At 73.7% G+C, this 17,652-nt stretch carries 6 protein-coding genes; 4 read left to right on the plus strand and 2 right to left on the minus strand.

Annotated features, from left to right (window positions below; genetic code table 11):
• The first annotated feature begins 10 nt into the window (after positions 1 to 10).
• Positions 11 to 10,159 (plus strand): fibronectin type III domain-containing protein, encoded by a 10,149-nt coding sequence (locus QI554_RS01590; protein WP_281464927.1) that lies wholly within the window; start codon positions 11 to 13, stop codon positions 10,157 to 10,159.
• Between the two features lie 81 nt (positions 10,160 to 10,240).
• Here the strand turns inward: QI554_RS01590 and QI554_RS01595 are convergent, their stop codons facing one another.
• Positions 10,241 to 11,434: a PucR family transcriptional regulator gene (locus QI554_RS01595; protein WP_281464929.1), complete on the minus strand. Its 1,194-nt coding sequence runs from the start codon at positions 11,432 to 11,434 to the stop codon at positions 10,241 to 10,243.
• Positions 11,435 to 11,611: 177 nt separating this feature from the next.
• Here QI554_RS01595 and QI554_RS01600 point away from each other — a divergent pair, with 177 nt between their 5' ends.
• The gene (locus QI554_RS01600; protein ID WP_281464931.1) at positions 11,612 to 13,303 is read left to right on the plus strand and encodes an aldehyde dehydrogenase family protein; all 1,692 of its coding nucleotides are present in this window, start codon (positions 11,612 to 11,614) and stop codon (positions 13,301 to 13,303) included.
• 7 nt (positions 13,304 to 13,310) lie between these two features.
• On the opposite strand, the gene QI554_RS01605 is transcribed toward QI554_RS01600, so the two are convergent.
• Positions 13,311 to 14,771 carry an aminotransferase-like domain-containing protein gene (locus QI554_RS01605; protein ID WP_281464933.1) on the minus strand — a complete coding sequence of 487 codons (1,461 nt, stop codon included), beginning with the start codon at positions 14,769 to 14,771 and terminating at the stop codon, positions 13,311 to 13,313.
• 53 nt (positions 14,772 to 14,824) lie between these two features.
• Between QI554_RS01605 and QI554_RS01610 the strand changes: the two genes are divergently transcribed.
• Together QI554_RS01610 and QI554_RS01615 are read left to right on the plus strand one after the other, a co-directional pair.
• Positions 14,825 to 16,363, plus strand: a complete 1,539-nt coding sequence (locus tag QI554_RS01610) for a DUF885 family protein (protein WP_281464935.1) — start codon at positions 14,825 to 14,827, stop codon at positions 16,361 to 16,363.
• Entirely contained in the window at positions 16,360 to 16,989 is a 630-nt protein-coding gene (locus tag QI554_RS01615) for a LysE family translocator (RefSeq protein ID WP_281464937.1), read from the plus strand. Before QI554_RS01610 ends, QI554_RS01615 begins: the two co-directional genes overlap by 4 nt.
• Positions 16,990 to 17,652 lie beyond the last annotated feature (663 nt).

Genomic DNA, 17,652 nt, shown 5'->3' on the forward strand with positions numbered 1-17,652 from the left:
GACGGCACGCATGCCCAGCGAACTGCAGCCCACGGTCACCCTCACGCTCTCCGGGACCACGGTCACCGCGTCCTGGCCGCCGGTCGAAGGCGCCGCCGGCTACCGCGTCGACGTCTCCGGCAGCGAGCCGGTGGACGTCACCGAACCGCGGTACGAGTTCACCGGCGAACCCGGACTCGGCTACACCGTGACGGTGACCGCCTTAGGCCCGCCGAGCGAGCCGGCGACCATCGAAGTCCCCTCCGGCGCACAGGTGTTGTCGGCGCTGCGCGACCGGATGATCGCCGCCGAGGTCGACTCGGTCTACCCGCTCGACGAGACCGTCTTCCTCGCCGACCAGGACGCCGTCCGGGTCGCGCTGGAGACCGCGCTCGCCCAGTCCGGACTGACGGTCACCTCCGAGACCGCGCCCGAACTGACCGACGGCGCCTTGGTGCTCACCGGTACCTCGGCCGCGCTCACCGACGACCCGGCCACCGTCGTCACCCTGGTCTTCACGGTCTCCGGAGCGGACGTGCTCCAGGCCACCTGGACCGCGGTGCCGCCCGAACCCTGGAACCTCGCCGACGCGTTCCCCGTGCTCGGCGGCACCGCGCTCGAGTACGTGCCCATGGCCGGTCCCAGATTCGCCGCGACCACCTTCGCGCACCCGGACGAGGCCTTCCCGTTCCCGTTGGAGCCCGGCCTGTCGTTCCACGCGACGACGACCGTCCAGAGCGACCTGAGGCCCGCGGGCACCGGCACCGCCACCGCGCGCTCCACCGGTATCGGCGGCCCGCTCACCGTCACCGCGGACGCCGTCCCGGAGTTCGCCTGGACCGCCCCGGAGACGCTCGAACCGCTGACCGCGTCCCGCGTCGGCCAGGACGCGCTGACCTTCGACGACGGCGTCATCGCCCTCGGCTACGCCCCGGACGGCACCGAGACGCTCACCATCACCGGCCGGCTGCCCTTCGGCGCCGCCACCGTCGACCTGCCCACCCCGCTCACCCCGGAACTCACCCTGCGCGCCGCCGATCCGGCGATCGACGGCACCACCGTCACCAGCGTGCTGGACGGCTCGGGCGTCACGGACGTGTTCGGCACCACACTGCCCACCACTCTCCTCGACCTGGCCGGAGTGCGGCCGAGTGAATGGACGATGGACTTCGCCCCCGACGGCCTGGGAGCGACCAGCACCTCCGTCACCTTCTCCGCGGGCCCCTGGACGCTCGTCTCCGACCCCGAGTCCACCGACCCGGAGCCCGTCCTCGCGCTCACCGACCTCGAACTGCGACTCACGGTGCTCCGCGCACCCGGCCCGGCGTCCCCGGACCCGCAGATCTCCTACGGCGGCGAACTGCGTGGCACGCTGAAACTGGGCGAGGGGCGGTACGCGGTGACGGCCGGCATCCCGCCGTCCGGCCCGTGGTACCTGACGATCACCGACACAGGCACCGTCCCGACGCTGACCGTGCTGGCGGGCCTCGCCGGGCTCTCGGACGACGACGTGACCGGCGTGCTGCCGTCCACCCTCCTCGACCTGGGGGAGTCGTTCACCCTCAGCCGCGTCGGCGTGCTCGTCGACCCCGACGAGCAGACGCTGAGCGAAGTGGCGTTCACCATCGCGCAGACCGCGCCGTGGCCCCTGGTCGGCGGCCTGCTGACGGTGTCCGACTGGACCGTCGACCTGGAGATCGCCCAGGGCAAGGAAGGCTGGGGCACCTCCGGGGAGCTCGCCGGCACCGTCCAGCTCGCGGCCGGCGACGCCCACACCGCGGTCGCGATCCGCCTGCCGGTCCCGATCGGCGAGGACACCCTGTGGACGCTGTCCCTGACCGAGCCGGTCGAGATCCCCACCATCGGCCAGGTGCTGGCACTGCTCGGCACCGACCCGGCCGCGCTGCCCGTCGGCATCACCAGCCTCGGCGGGCTCGAACTCAGCCTGTTCACCGTGTCCGTCGACCCCGGCGCCGCCACGCTGGAGCATGTCGCCTTCGGCTTCTCGCAGTCCACCGACTGGGACATCATCCCCGGACAGCTGTCGGTCAGCGGCCTCAACGCCGCCTTCGCGCTCCACACCGGGACCGACCCGGTCGGCGTCACCGGCACGCTGCGCGGTGACCTGATCCTGTGCGGCAGCGCCGTCGACATCAGCGTCGTCAAGAACGAGCCCGAGGGCGACTGGCTCGTCTACGCCGCCGACGAGGACTTCGTCTTCGTCGACGCGTTCGCCGACCTCGACGCTTGGCTGTCCGGCGGCGACGCCGAGGCGGCGCTGCCCGGCACACTCCCGCTGAGCGACGGTTTCGAGGTCGGCCAGGTGTCGCTCGTCTTCGCCGGCGACGCCGGAGGTGCGCTCACGCGGTTCGGCTTCTCCGTCTTCGTCGACGACCTGTGGCCGATCCTGGACGACTACCTCAAGCTCAGCGACATCGCCGCGAGCCTGCGGATGCCCTACCCGGTGGTCGCCGCGGACGTCGTCGGCACCGTGTCCGCGGTCCTGACACTCGGCGGTGTGGCCATCGCGGTCGAGGCCGCCAAGCCGGACACCGGAAGCCACTGGGAGTTCGCGGGCTCGCTGCTGCGCGGCGTCACCTTCGACCTGGCGAAGGCCGCCGCGGATCTCAGCGAGGCCGTCCCCGTGCTGCCGACCGACGCCGTGACCTACGGGCTCCCCGCGTCGATCACCATCACCGAGGCCAGCGTGCGGGCCGTGCCCGACACCGGGTTCGTGCACGTCAAGGGCGGCGCCGAGTTCGACTGGGAGATCACGCTCGGCACGGCCGAACTCGCCGTGAAGTCCATCGGCGGCGTCCTCGACGTCCCGGCCGGCGGCGGCCCGGTCGCCGCGAAGGTGATCGGGAACCTCGAGTTCGCGGGCCTGGACGTCGAACTCGGCCTCGCCCTCGGCGGCGCCGACGACAAGACCGTCCTCACCGGCGTGGTCGAGAACCCCGCCGCCATCAACGTGCCGGAGCTGTCCGACGGCATCGGCGCCCCGACCGACGCCGAGAAATGGGCCTCCGTCGTGCCCGCCGGGCTGGCCGGCCTCACCTTCCGCGAGGCCGCCGTCCACCTCGACCTGACCGGATCGCAGTTCGTGGTCTACGGCTCGCTCGTCTGCGGAACCGGCCCGGCCCTCGACGGCTACGTCTACCTCGCCGCACCCGACGCGGTGTGGAACTACGCCGTCGCGGCGAGCCTCGGCGACGGGTTCCGGTTCGGCTCGCTGCTGGCCGTGCTGAGCGTCGTCGACGACTACGTCCAGGTGGCCGAGGCACGCATGGTCGTCTGCGACCTGAACGGAACGCCGCTGGCCGACCTGAGCGCGTCCACCACCCCGCTGCTCCAGCAGCTCACCCCCGGGTTCCACGACCCGCTGGACGGTCTGGACGACCAGGAGCTCGCGCTGTCCAACGGGGCGCTGTTCATGGCCAGGATCGACTTCGCGCCGGTCACGCTCTTCGCGCACATCCTGGAGATCGGCACCGACCACACCCCGCCCGAGGTCTGGCTGTCGGCGCTCATCGACAACGCCGAGCCGACGAACACCACGTTCAAGGCCCGGCTGCCGCAGATCACGGTCATCCAGACCATCGTGTTCTCGGGGATCGAACTCGGCTACACGCCCGAGCGGGCAAGTCTGTTCGAGCTCACCGGAAACATGGCGCTCACCGGCGTGTTCGGCCACGACTACACCTTCCGCGTGACGCTCACCGCCGACGACACACAGCTCGACGCCGGCGTCGTGCAGACCAGCCAGGCCATCGACCGGCCGTTCGGCATCCCGGGCATCGAGCTGTCCAAGCTGGCGCTCAAGGTCCACTACACGTGGGCGACCGACACCGCGCCGCAGACCTCCGCGTACGGGTTCAGCGGACACGTCCTGCTCGGCCCCGAGCCCGCCGCCGGACAGACCGACCAGCGCTTCTCCTGCGACGCCGAACTCGACCTGATCGACGGCGCCCCCGCGCTGTTCGGGGTCGCGCTCGACCGGGACTTCTCGCTCGGCGCGTTCATCGCCCAGTGCGTCACCGGCTCCGGCGCCGACTGGCCGGGGGAGTTCATCGAGATCACCCTCGCCGCCGGCACCAGGTTCACCTACTACGCCGCGGACAAGGACCCGCACGGCACGCTGGCCGGACCGCCGGACGGCTTCACGCTCGACGCCAAGATCCGCGTCACGCTCGTCGAGACGCTCAGCCTGCACGGTGTCATCCGCGTCGCCCACGACTCCGACACGGACGAGTACACCGGCGTCAGCGCCGCGATCCAACTGGACGAGCCCATCGACCTGGTCTTCGTCGAGGTGGCGTCCAAGACCGAGCCGGCCCAGGGGCAGCCCTACACCGGCGGACCGCTGATGGCGTTCGGGAGCGGCCACGACAAGAAGTTCGAACTGGCCGCGGGCCTCAACTTCTTCGGCTCCCCGTTCGTGGCCTTCGACGTGACCGTGGCCGAAGGCGACGACGGCGGCACGGTCTTCCACGGGCAGCTGACGGCACCCGGCGAGCTCTACCCGTTCGGCGTGTTCGACCAGGGCTTCAGCTACGTCACGCATCCGGACGCCGACGACGAGTTCGTCCTCGAGGGCTGGCCGGAGATGGACTGGGTCCGCGACCTCGTCGACTTCGTCCAGGCGATCAAGGACCTGGCCGACACCAGCGACGGCTCGCTGTGCGGGCAACTGGCCCACTTCCTCGTCAAGAACGCCTTCACCAGCCAGTTCTGGGTCACGCCGGACGTCCGCGTGTCCGGCAGCAACCTGGTCTTCAGCCTCACCGGCCACTACAAGCTCACGGTCGTCGACGCGCTCGGCGGACCGTTCGTGGAGATGGACTTCCCGGCGTTCCCCGTCGAGGTCCCCAGCAGCACCCGCTGGGAGGACGTCCCCGAGGTGCTGGCCGTCGGATTCGCCAACGGCGCGGCGACGTTCGCGCGCGACCTGCTGAACGACCCCGACAAGATCGCGATGTTCCTGGCCATGGTCAGCGGCCCCTACGCGATGCAGACCGCCGCCGAACTGGCCTGCAACGGCCTGGTGGACGGCGCCGTCGCGGCGGCCGCCGAGGCCGGCGCGGCCGCCATCGTGGACGCGGGCGGGGCGCTGGCCGTCGGCGCGGTCAGTGCGGCGGCGACCGCGATCACCACCTCCCTGATCGCCTCCGGACACCACAGCGGCGGTGGCGGCAACGGTGGCGGAGGTGGCGGAGGTGGCGGAGGTGGCGGCGGAGGCGGCGACGACGGCGGAAGCGGCGGCGGTGGCAGCGGTGGAGGCAGCGGCGGCGGAACCACCACCGTCGAGTCCCCGCACCTGCGCAGCGTCACTTACAGCGGCGGACTCGTCTCCGGCGACTGGGACGCCGCCCGCGGCGCCGCCGGCTACACCTTCGCCCTGGCGAGGCCCGACGGGACCATCGTGGCCACCCACGACTACGGCATGGTCCTCAACGGCACCCTGCCGCTGGACCCCGAACCGCTGCCGCCCGGCACCTATCAGGCCGAGGTCCGCGGCACCCGCGGCGACCAGACCAGCGCCTGGGGGACCCGGCCGCTGACCAAACCGGTCAGCCCGACACCGGAACTGTCCTACGCAGAGGGCCAGTTGACGGCCACCTGGGCCGACAGCGGCGCGACCAAGTACACCGTGTCCTTCCTCGACCCGGACGGCATCCGGATCGCGCCCGACCAGACCCTGCCCGGGACGACGCAGACGGCCTCCGTGCCGCTGCCCGACCCGGCGACCGGCCTCTACTCGGCCGTGCTCCGCGCCGAGGTGACCGACCAACTGCCCGGATCCTGGAGCGAACGGCCGACGCTGGACATCGTGTGGCTGCCGGCTCCGGCGGTCGACTCCGTCACCCGCGCGGACGGCTCCTTCACCGTCGCGTGGACCCCTGCCGTCGAAGACGGCACACCCACACGGCAGTTCGAGGTGCGGGTGGTCGTGGACGGCGTCGTCGCGGCGCACGCCACGACCGCCGACCCGACCGCGGTGCTGGCCGCCGCGGCGGCGAGCGGGACGACCGTCCAGGCGCAGGTCCGCACCCTCGGCCCCAACGCCGTGAGCCCCTGGGAGAGCCGGGACTTCACGGTCTGGGACCCGCCCGCCCCCGACAGCGTGGGCATCAGCGACCGGGAGGGCTTCGTGGCGGTCTCCTGGCCGTCCGTCCGGCTCGACGGCGCGCCCTCGGCCTCCTACGACCTCGAACTGCTCGCCGGAGACCAGGTCATCGCGACGCAGCACGGCGTCCAGGAGATCGGCTCCGACCTGCGGCCCCCGGACGGCACCGCGCTCCCACCCGGCACGATGTACACCGTGCGGCTCCGCGCCGTCATCGACGGCAACGCCGGCCCCTGGATCACGTCCGACCCGCTGGACGCCGTCACGCTCGACGCTCCGACCGAGGTGCGGCTGACCGCCGACGGGGGCACGCTCACCGCGTCGTGGACCGAACCCCCGGTGCCCGCGCCGCTCACCGGGCCGGTCGAGTACTACGTGGCCCTGGTGCAGTGGGGCATGGAGGCCGGCGCCGAAGTCGGCATCACCGGCACCAGCGTGCGCCTCGTCCGGCACGACGGGCGCGAACCGCGGCCCGGCGAGGTCTACACCGTGATGGTGATGGCCATGCTGCCCCGGCACAGCAGCCCGTGGGCCGAGTCGGCGCAGGTCACGCTGCTGGGGACGCCGCATATCACCGCGGCGACGTACGCCCAGTCCGTGGTTACCGTCGCCTTCGACCCCGCCGAACCGCCCGCGCCCGACGCCGAGTTCTACGAGATCGAGGCCACCGGCCCCGAGACGCTGGACCGCGTCGCCGTGGCATCGCCCGCCGAACTCCCGCTCACCGGGCACCCGTTCGGAGCCTACGAGGTGCGCATACGCGGCCGGATCGGCGACTCGGCCGGCGCGTGGAGCCCACCCGTCCCCGTGGCGGCGGTCGACGCGCCGACCGGCCTCACCGTGCACAGCGACGGCGCGGAGGTCACCGCCACGTGGACCGCGGTCGCCGGCGCGACCGGATACTCGGTCAGGCTGACCGACCCCGGTACCGGCTCCGACCGCGTCTCCCGCGTCAGCGACGGCACCCTCGCCCGCTTCTCCACCGCCGGGCTCACCCGGGGCGTGCCCTGCACCGTCACCGTCGTCACCGAATGCGGAACCGCGCTCTCGGTCCCGTCGGCACCGGTCACGGTCCTGCTGGTCGACGCCCCGCAGGACGTCCGCGCCGCCTACGACGGCACGCGCGTCACCGCGACCTGGCGCGCGGAGGGCGGCGTGACCGGCTACCGCGTCACGCTGGACGACCCGCTCGCCGCACGGGTGTACTCCGCCGAAGTCACGGTGCCCACCGCGCAGATCCCCGCGGCAGGCCTGGTCCGGGGCGACGAGTACCGGCTCACCGTCACGGCCCTGGCCGCCCCGACCACGGCGGTGGAGGCGCCGCCGGTGCAGGTGGTGCTGCTCGACCCGCCGGGCAACGTCACCGCCGCCATCTCGGCCGGAGAGATCCACGTCGACTGGACGGCCCTGCCCTACGCCACGAACTACGTGGTCACGCTGACCGACCCGGGCGGCGCGCAGACCGCCCAGGTCACCGTCACGCAGCCGCCGATCCCGCTCGGCGTCGCCGGACTGCTGCGCGGCGTGCCGTACACCGTGCGGGTGCAGACCCAGCGGAACGGCGCGAACTCCGCGGCGTCGCAACCCGTCGCGATCACCGTGCCGGTCGACCCGCCGACCGGGGTCACGGCGACCTACGACGGCACCGCGGTCACCGCGCGCTGGACGGCGGTCGCGTCCGCGACCGGCTACACCGCCGTGCTGCGCGACGCCGGCGGCACCGTCGCCGGGACCCAGACCGTCACCGCGGCCACGGCGGCCTTCCCGGCCGCCGCGCTCACCCGCGGCACGCCGTACACCGTGACCGTGACGGCCCAGGTCGGCTCCGCGACGTCGGTGCCGTCGCAGCCCGCCTCGGTCACGCTCGCCGACCCGCCGGGCGGGGTCGGCGCGACCTACGCCGCCGACGTCGTCTCGGCGAACTGGTTCGCGGCCGCCGGAGCGAGCGCGTACTCGGTCACGGTCACCGATCCGAGCGGACGCGTCGTCAACACGGTACGCGTGAGCGGACGGCAGACCGCGCTCCCGGCGACCGGCTTCACCCGCGGCGCGGTGTACCAGGTCGCGGTGGCGGCGATCGCCGGGTCCACCACCTCCCGGCCGTCGGCGCCGGTGCCCGTCACGGTGATCGACCCGCCGACCGGGCTGGGGGCCACCTACAACGGCACCGCGGTCACGATCACCTGGACCGCGGCCCCCGGCGCCGCCGGGTACGACATCACCCTGACACCCGCGAGCGGGCCCTCGAGCCAGCAGATCCACCTGCACAGCGCCACCACCAGCGTGTCCATCGCGGCGAGCGCTCTGGCCAGTGGCATCACCTATGCGGTCACCGCGAACAGCACCACCCCGACCGGCAATTCGACACCCGTCGGGCCGGTGCAGGTGACCGTGGCCGACCCGCCGACCGGGCTCGCGGCGGCGTACGACGGCAGCCAGATCCGGGTCAACTGGACCGCCGCGCCCGGCGCGCAGAGCTACCGGCTGACGCTGCGCGACCAGACCGGGCGCACCGTGCAGGACACGCCGACCGGGACCGTGACCAGCTTCGCGCTGGCCGCCACCGGGCTCGCACGGGGCGTGCCGTACACCGTCGTCGCGGCCACCGTCATCGGGCAGACGACCTCGAGGCCGTCCGGCCCGGCGACGGTGGTGCTCGCCGACCCGCCGCAGGCACCCACGCTGACATTCGACGGAACGTCCGTCGCGGCGACGTGGCCGGCGGTGCCGGGGGTCACCGGCTACACGGCGACGCTGTACGACCCGAGCGGGGCAGTCGTGACCAGCAGCCAGACCACGACGAACACCACCGCCTTCGCCGCGACCGCCCTGCGCCACGGGGTCCCGTACACGGTGACGGTGGCGACGCGGTACGGCGCGACCACCTCGCGGCCGTCCGCGCCCGGCTCCATCACGCTGGCGGTGGACCCGCCGACGGGCATCACCGCGTCGTACAACGGCACCGCGATCGTGGCGAGTTGGCAGCCCGTACAGGGTGCGACGACCTACCGGGTGCAAATCGTCGACCCGGGCGGGCACGTGGTCGCGACGCCCACGAGCACCACGCCGTCGCTCACGTTCCCGGACGTGACGGCCGGCGTGCCGTACACGATCAAGGTCAGCTCGGCGACGTACGCCGCGGCACCCTGGTCGGCGGCGGTGCCGGTGGTGCAGAACGGCTACACCCTCCTGTGCCTGGGCACGACCCCCGGCGGAGCGTGCGGCAACGGCGCGCCGACGGAGTCGTTCACCGGCGTGGCCTCGCGCATCGCGAAGGCGCAGCTCGACACGGTGTTCATGCCGGCCCGGGTCCAGCCGAACCGGACCGGGTGGGTGGGCGTCGTGCCCGGCAAGGCCGGACACGTCGCGGTGCTCGGCCAGATCGTCGGCGCGCTCACCCAGGGCGGCTTCCTGACCCCGCCCGAGGCGTTCGCGGTCTTCGCGGCGCCGACCCAGATCCGCGACACCGGGGGAGGCGGGCCGCTGAGCTGCCTGTGCCTGGGCACGACCCCGGGCGGAACCTGCGGCAACGGCGCACCGGCGGACAACTTCGCGGGCCTGTTCACCGGCGTGACGCAGGCCGACTCCGACAGCCGCTTCCGGCCGACGCAGACGCCGCGGACGGGCTGGGTCGCGGTGACCAACGACTCGTACACGCCGCTGGAGGTCATGCTGCAACTGGTCGGAATGATGGCCGGGCGCGGCAAGTTCCCGACCCCGGGATGGGACGTGTTCAACAAGTCCATGTCGGTGCGGATCACGTCTGACGTCGGCGGCACCACCACATGCCTCGCCCTCGGCGCTCCGGTCGGCGCGGCCACCACGACGATGGGCGGCAGCTACGGCGACGTGGTCGTCAACGTGACGACGGCGAACGTCAACAACGGCTACCGGCCGGGCACGGGAACCGGGTGGGTGACCATCGGCCAGGAGAACTACTCGGTGCTCTCGGCGCTGCTGCGGCTGGTCACCACGCTGGCGAAGAAGGGCATTCTGGTGGGGACGCAGCCCTACGACATCTTCAACAACGCCCGTGCGGTGCACACCCGCTGACGCTCATTTGGGAGACAGGCACCCGTCTCGGTCAACGCGAGGCGGGTGCCTGTTGTACATCCCCGCGTCGGCGGGCTCAACCTACTGGACGCCCTGGCGGACGGCGTGGAGCGCGATGTACAGCTCGGCGGCCGCCCCGGCGTCGGACGTGCGGCGGCCGGTCAGGTCGGTGATCCGGTTCAGCCGGTACAGCACCGTGTTGCGGTGGCAGTGCAGCCGCGTCGCCGCCAGCGCGGTCGAACCGCCGCTCGCGAACCAGGCCTCGAGGGTGTCGAGCAGCACCGCCTGCTCCTGTTCGGGCAGGTCGCGCAGCGGGCCGAAGACCGCGCGCACCACCTCGCCGGCCGCGTCGGGGGCGGCGGCGGTCATCAAGGCGACCGGTGAACTCCCGTACACATGAGACCCGTTGGTGCGTGGCGGCAGGCAACGCACCGCGAGCTGCGCCTCGTGCCACGCGTGCGGCGCGTGGACGGGGGAGACGAACGGGCGGCTGACGCCGATACGCGAACCCGTCGCCGCGGCGAGCCGCTCGACGACGTCCGCGACGGCACGCCCGTCGGCGAAGGCCAGCAGGCCGACCCGCGCGGCGGCCTGCTGCAGCCACACCGAGCCGACGTCCTGCGCCCGCAGCCGCGTCTCCAGCGCGGCCAACGGCTCGCGCTCGTCGCCGCCTTCGACGCAGACGACCACGAGCGGCCCCTGGCGGTCGAGGCCGAGGATGCGCACCGTCTCCCATCCGCTGTTCCCTGCACGCCCGTCGAGCAACGAGGCGAGCATCGCGCCGCGCGCCGCCGCGTCGCGCCGGGACCGCTCCTCGACCGTCGCGCGGTACGCCTCGGCCGCGGCACTGGAGTACTCGTCGATCGCGACCCACATGTCCGAGGCCATGTGCAGCAGCTCGCTCGTGCTGTCCTGGTCGACGGCGACCGCGAGCAGCCGGTCCCAGATGAAGCGCCCGGCGAGCCGGTACGCGTGCAGCAGCGCGGCGAGCGGGATGCCCTGCTCGGCCTTGAGGCGTCCGGCGGCGCGGGGCGCGTCGAGGTCGGGCGGCTGTCCGAGGTACGTCGACAGCAGCGCGCGGAGGTTGTCGTGCACGGCGCCGCGCAGCTGGCCCCGGTCCAGCAGCGTGCTCTCCGCGTACGCCCACTCGCCGTCCAGGATCTCGGCGGTGAGCGCGTCGGCCAGGGGGTCGACCTCGGCCAGCAGCAGCCCGAAGACGGCCGCCATGCGGTCGTCGGTCGCCCTGGTCCCGGCCGCGCCGGCGTCGGTCGTCACCGCCGCATTCTAAGTGGCAGGCTTTTGTGCAGGGGCACAATGCGGCGGTCCGGATTCCCGCCGACGGCCTATAGCAGGGACGCCGCTCACCCCGTGATCATCGGGTCAGCGTGTTTCGCCGGGGCCGCACGATGCGGCGAGCGCACAATCGGCGCCTGCTGTCTTTCGGAGGATCGCATGAGCAACACCGAGACGCTCGACCGGGCGGTGGCCGACCTCGTCCGGGGCGAGGAGGCGTGGGCGGCGTGCGGGGTCGCACGGCGCCGTGACCTGCTCGAGCAGGTGCATGCGGCCACCGCCGCGCAGGCCGAGGCGTGGGTGCGGGCCGCTGCGGCGTACAAGCGGCTGCCCGACGACAGCCCGCTGCTGGGCGAGGAGTGGATGTCCGGGCCGTACGCGGTCCTCATGGCCACGGCGTCGCTGGCCGAGAGCGCCCGGGCACTGGAGGCCGGCAAGAGCCCCGTCGACGCGTTCTCCTTCGGCGGCGCGCCGGGCGGGCGGGTCTCCGTGCGGGTCCTGCCGCACACGACGTGGGACCGGCTCCTCCTCGGCGGCTTCACGGCCGAGGTGTGGATGCCGCCGGGCGTCACCGCCGACGAGGTACGCGAACGCGCCGGGCTCGGCCTGCGCACCCCCGACGTGAGCGGCGGCGTCGGCGTCGTGCTGGGCGCGGGCAATATCACCTCCATCCCGGTGCTGGACGTGCTCTACGAGCTGTACGCCCACAACCGCGTCGTCGTGCTCAAGCTCAACCCGGTCACCGACGGGCTGCTCGACGTGTTCACCGCCGTCCTCGCACCGCTGATCGCGGTCGACGCGGTGCGGATCGTCACCGGCGGCGCGGACGCGGGCGAGCACCTCGTGCACCACCCGCAGATCGGCCACGTCCACATGACCGGCAGCGCGGCCACCCACGACGCGATCGTGTTCGGCGCGGGCGAGGAGGGCGCGGCGCGCAAGCAGGCCGGAACGCCCGTGCTCGACAAGCCGGTCACGAGCGAACTCGGCGGCGTCTCACCGACGATCGTCGTGCCGGGGCGGTGGACGGACGCCGACCTGCGCTACCAGGCCGAGCACGTCGCCACCCAGCGGCTGCACAACGGCGGCTACAACTGCATCGCCGGCCAGGTCGTGGTCGTCGGCGCGGACTGGCCGCAGAAAGAGCGGTTCCTGGCCCACCTGCGCGCCGTCCTCGCCGAAGCGCCCGCGCGGGACGCGTACTACCCGGGCAGCGACGGCCGGGTCGCGCAGGCGCTGGAGTCCTACCGCGACGCCGAGGTCATCGGCGGCCGGGTGCTCCTCAGCGGGCTCGACCCGGCGTGGCCCGGGCCCGCGCTGACCACGGAGTACTTCGCGCCGGTGCTGGGCGTCCTCGAACTGCCGGGCGACGCCGGCAAGTTCCTGGGGTCCGCAGTCCAGGCCGCCAACGAGGAGTTCGCGGGAACCCTCGGCGTCAACGTCATCGCCGACCCGCGCACGATCGCCGAACTCGGCCCCGACTTCGACGCCGCCCTCGCCGAACTGCGGTACGGCTGCGTGGCCGTCAACGCCTGGACCGGCGTCGGCTACCTGACGCCGACGGCGAGCTGGGGAGCCTTCCCCGGGCACACGCTCGCCGACGTGCAGAGCGGCATCGGCGTCGTCCACAACGCGGTGCTCCTCGACGCGCCCGAACGCACCGTCATCCGCGGCCCGTTCCGGCCCGCCCCGCGCTCGCTCCTGCGCGGCGAGAAGGCGATCTCCCCGAAGCCCCCGTGGTTCGTGACCAACCGGACCGGGGCCACGACCGGCCGCCGCCTCGTCGAGTTCGCCGCCGCGCCGCGCTGGTCGGCGCTGCCGAAGCTGTTCGCCTCGGCGCTGCGCGGCTGACGCGCGGTCAGGGCCCGTTGCCCGGACGCAGTTCGGCCCACGCCGAGGCCAGGCGGCGGACCAGTTCCCCGGTCGTCTCGCTCGGGAACGCGTACGGCAGCCGGATGTAGTTGTCGTGCGCGCCCGTCGTGTCCATCGTGGGGCCGGGGATGACCTCGGCCCCGTGGCGCAGGGCCACCTGGGCGTAGACGCGCGCGTCGGTGCCCTCAGGCATGCGGATCCACAGCACGGAGCCGCCGTCCGGGGTCTGCCACCGCCACTCCGGGAAGCGCGCCGCGAGCAGTTCGCTCATGGTCGCGAGCCGGGCGCGCCGGAGCTGTTCGCGTTCCGGCGCGAGGGCGGGGAGCCCGGGCAGCAGCCGGGCCGCGAGGGCCTGGTCGAGCAGCGGGCTGCCGAGGTCGTTCAGTGCCTTGAGTCGGGCCAGCCTGGCGACGGTGTCCTTAGGCGCGCGGATCCAGCCGATGCGGAGGCCGGGCCACACCGCCTTGGCGAGCGAACCCACCGTCAGTACCGTCGCCCCGGTCGGATACGCGGCGATCGGGGGCGGCATGTCCTTGGGCGCCAGCGCCGCCGCGTGGGCGCTGTCCTCGAGGACCGGGAGGCGGTGCTCGGCGGCGAGTTCGGCCACCCGGCGGCGGCGCCCGGCGGACATCAGGGTGCCGGTCGGGTTGTGGTAGGTCGGCATGACGTACAGCAACGCCGGTTTGTGCGCGGCGAGTTCCGCCGCAAGCCGGTCGATCCTGATGCCGTCCGAGTCGAGTCCGACCCCGACCAGCCGTGACCCCGCCGCCCGGAACACGTCCAGACAGCCCGGCCAGCCCGGCGACTCCACGACCGTCGTGGAGCCGCGCCCCAGGTACAGCTGCGCGACGAGCGTGACGGCCTGCGTCGCCCCGGTCGTCACCACCACCTGGTCGGCGTCCGTCGGCAGCCCGTGCGCGGTGTGGTGGGCGGCGACGGCCGTACGCAGCGCGGGCAGGCCCGCCGGGTGGTAGCCCACGTCGCCGAGCAGCGCGGGCAGGTCGTCGGCCACCAGGTCGAGCAGCGCCCGCCCCAGGTCGGGCCCGCCCGGCTCGGCCGCCTGGCCCAGGGAGATGACGTTCGGCGGCTGCGCCACGAGCCGCTGGATCACCGCCGTGGCCTGCCCGCCGCGCACCCGGCCGTCCGCCGGGACGCGCGAGGCGGCGGCCGCGTCCGACACCCGGGTCCCGCTGCCCTGACGCGCCTCGGCCAGACCCGCCCCGCGCAGCGCGTCGTAAGCGGCCACCACCGTCGCCCGGCTGACCGACAGCGCGTCGGCCAGCCGCCGCTCGGCCGGCAGCCGGTCCCCGGCGCGCAGGTCCCCGACCCGGACGGCGCGCGCCAACGCGCCGCTCAGCCGCCGGTAGAGCGGCCCCTCGCCCGCGCTCCAGTCGCCCAGCAGGTCGATCAGCCCGGCCGGCTCGGATGTGTCAGGATTCCGGTCCACTTGCCCCTCCATTGGCACGGGAGTCCGCGCCGCCGTGGCCCGAGGCTAACGGCATGGCATCCGAATACGATCTTGACCCCCGCCTTACGGCGATGTGCGACTTGTCCGTCTTCGCCGCACGCGACAGCGCGGGACTGCACCAGTACGACGGCGTCGTCCAGGACCTGTCCCCGGACGGCGTACGACGCGGCCTCGCCGCCCTCGGCGGGCCGGCCGGCACGCAGGCCTACGCCGACCCGCACGACGAGGCGCACGCCTCGGCCGCCGAGGACGCCCTGCGCGCCCGCTTCGGCGAACTCGAACTGCACCGCAGCAACCCGCTGTGGCACATCGAGAACCTCGACGTGTCCTGCTACGACCGCGCCTACGCTCCCCAGCCCGAGCGCGACGCCGCCCGCACCGCCCACCTGCGCCTCTGGCCCGACGCCGTGGACGCCGCCATCGAATCCCTCGACCGCGTCCCCGCACCGCTGGCGGGGGCCACGCTACCCATGGCCATCGGCCTGACCGCCGCCTTCGAACCGGGCGGCGGCCCCATCCACAAGGCCGCCCAACGCGCCCACGCCCGCCTCGTCGCCCACCTCCTGATCGCCTCAACGGACGGCCCGCCGGACGCCGCACTCGGTGCCCCCGCGCTCGCCCGGCTCCTCGGCTCGGCCGAGGCCCTCACCGTCGACCTCACCGCGTTGTCGCTCCGCGTCGACGCCGAACGCGACCGCCTCCGCGAACTGCTCGACGAGTCCCTGCGCGCCATCGACCCCGACGCGCCCACCGCCGAAACCGTCCGCGCGCTCCAGGCGGACCACCCCGACGCCGGCGGCCTGCTGGCCGAGTTCGAGGGACTCGTCGACGAGGCGATCGCGTGGACCGCCGAACGCGATCTCGTGCCGTATCACGACCTCGAGGTGGACGTCCTGCCCATGCCGGACTCCCAACGCCGGGCACTCGCAGGCCTGTTCGCGTCCGCCCCGTACGAGCCGGAGACGCCCGCCGCGTTCCGGGTCAGCCTCCCGGGGAGCGCGTGGTCGAAGGCGGAGCGGGACCAGTGGCTGTCCGGCAGCTTCAACCGCACCCTCATGCCCAACATGGCCATCCACGAGGTCGCCCCCGGACACGCCAGCCACTTCACGGCGCTGCGTCGGGCCGGCAGCGACGTCCGCCGCACGCTCCACTCCGACGCGTTCATCGAGGGCTGGGCCCACTACTGCGAGGAACTCGCCCTCGAACAGGGCTTCCGCGGCGGCGGGCCGCGGGTCGCCGTCGCCGTCGCCCAGGACGCGCTGCGCCGCGTCACCCGCTTCGCGTGCGCGATCGGCCTCCACACCGGCAGCATGACGCTGGCCGACGCGACGGCACGGTTCGTCGACGACGTGTCGCTCTCCGGCCCCGCCGCCGTGCACGAGGCCGAGCGCGGGCTGTTCGACCCCACCTACGGCCGCTACACCTGGGGCAAGTTCGCCGTCGTCGACCTGCGCGAACAGGCCATGAAGCGCTGGGGCTCCGGCTTCACCCTCCGCCGCTTCCACACCGCCATGTTCGACCTCGGCGCTCCGCCGCTCGGCCTGCTCCAGACGGCGTTGGAACGCGGATGACCTCGCTCGCCGCGTTCGTCCTGGCCTCACTGGCGCTGGTCGCCATACCGGGGCCCAACCTGATCTACATCGTCACGCGCAGCGTGGAGGACGGGCGGCGGGCCGGCATCGTGTCGGCGCTGGGGGTGGAGACCGGGACGCTCGTCCACGTCCTCGCCGCCGTCGGCGGACTGGCGACCGTCATCGCCGACCACCCGCTGGCCTTCACCCTCCTGCGGTACACCGGGGCGGCCTATCTCGCCTACCTGGGCGTACGGGCCCTGATGTCGCGGCCGACGGCGGTGGGGGAGGAGGCCGACCCGGCCACTCCTCCCACGCGCCGCCGACTGCGGCGGCTCTACGGCGACGCGGTCCTGGTCAACCTGTTCAACCCGAAGGTCGTGCTGTTCTTCCTGGCCTTCTTCCCGCAGTTCCTGCCCCGGGACCTGTCGGCAGGCGAGACGCGGGCCCACATGCTGGTCCTCGGCCTGGTGTTCCTCGCCATCGCGCTCACCCTGGACCTCGGCTACGCGGCGCTGGGCGCGGCCCTCACCGGCACCCTCCGCGGCACCCCACGCCGCGCCCAGCAGATGGCCTACGTCACCGGCGGGATCTACCTGGGCCTGACCGCACTGGTGTTCGTCTGACGCCGGACGTCCGACCCGGACACCCGACGCGCGGCCCCGGCCACGGGGGAGCCGGGCCCGCGCGGCCCTGCCTGGAGCGCGGTCCGCGCCGGCGGGGGACGGTCGTCGCCGCCAGGCGCGACACCGGACGGTCCGGCCCGTTGCGGGAGGCGGCCGCGGCGGCAGGCTTCGCCCCGCACACCGACGAGAACGCGCACGGCGACCGGTCCAACGTGCCGGCGACGTTCACCGACGTCGACGCCGCCCGTACCGCGCTGCCGGCGGTGGGTGCGCGAGCGCAGCGCGCCGGGCGAAGTCGCCTCCGGCGTGCGGTGGACGCCGACGGCAACCGCTTCGGCCTCCGAGGTCAGGGCGCGTCCAGTGGGACTCCAGGTCGGGCGCGCGCGTGCCACACGACGGGGCTCATCCGAAGAGATCCACCAGGCACGCCCTGGCCGCGCGGACCCGGCGGTGCGGGGTCCGGGGTGGCGACGGGTTCCGTCGCCACCGGTCGGACGCGCCACAGCGGGGCCGGGTTCGGCGGCGGCGAGGGCGCGCAGCAGGGCGAGGTCGGCGCGGCGCGTCCGGCGTGGTTGGCGGGGGCGCGCGGGTTAATCCCGCGAACCGCCAGTGCCGTGATCTGCGGTGCGCGGGCCCGGGCGGTCGTCAGCGGCGGTCTGCGCG

Source organism: Yinghuangia seranimata (assembly GCF_029953285.1).
In the GTDB taxonomy this organism is placed as follows: Bacteria; Actinomycetota; Actinomycetes; order Streptomycetales; family Streptomycetaceae; genus Yinghuangia; species Yinghuangia seranimata.

Excerpts from the sequence above, each read along its gene's own strand:
- QI554_RS01590 (WP_281464927.1), top strand. The coding sequence starts at position 11 with ATGCCCAGCGAACTGCAGCCCACGGTCACCCTCACGCTCTCCGGGACC.
- QI554_RS01600 (WP_281464931.1), top strand. The coding sequence starts at position 11,612 with ATGAGCAACACCGAGACGCTCGACCGGGCGGTGGCCGACCTCGTCCGG.
- QI554_RS01610 (WP_281464935.1), top strand. The coding sequence starts at position 14,825 with ATGGCATCCGAATACGATCTTGACCCCCGCCTTACGGCGATGTGCGAC.
- QI554_RS01615 (WP_281464937.1), top strand. The coding sequence starts at position 16,360 with ATGACCTCGCTCGCCGCGTTCGTCCTGGCCTCACTGGCGCTGGTCGCC.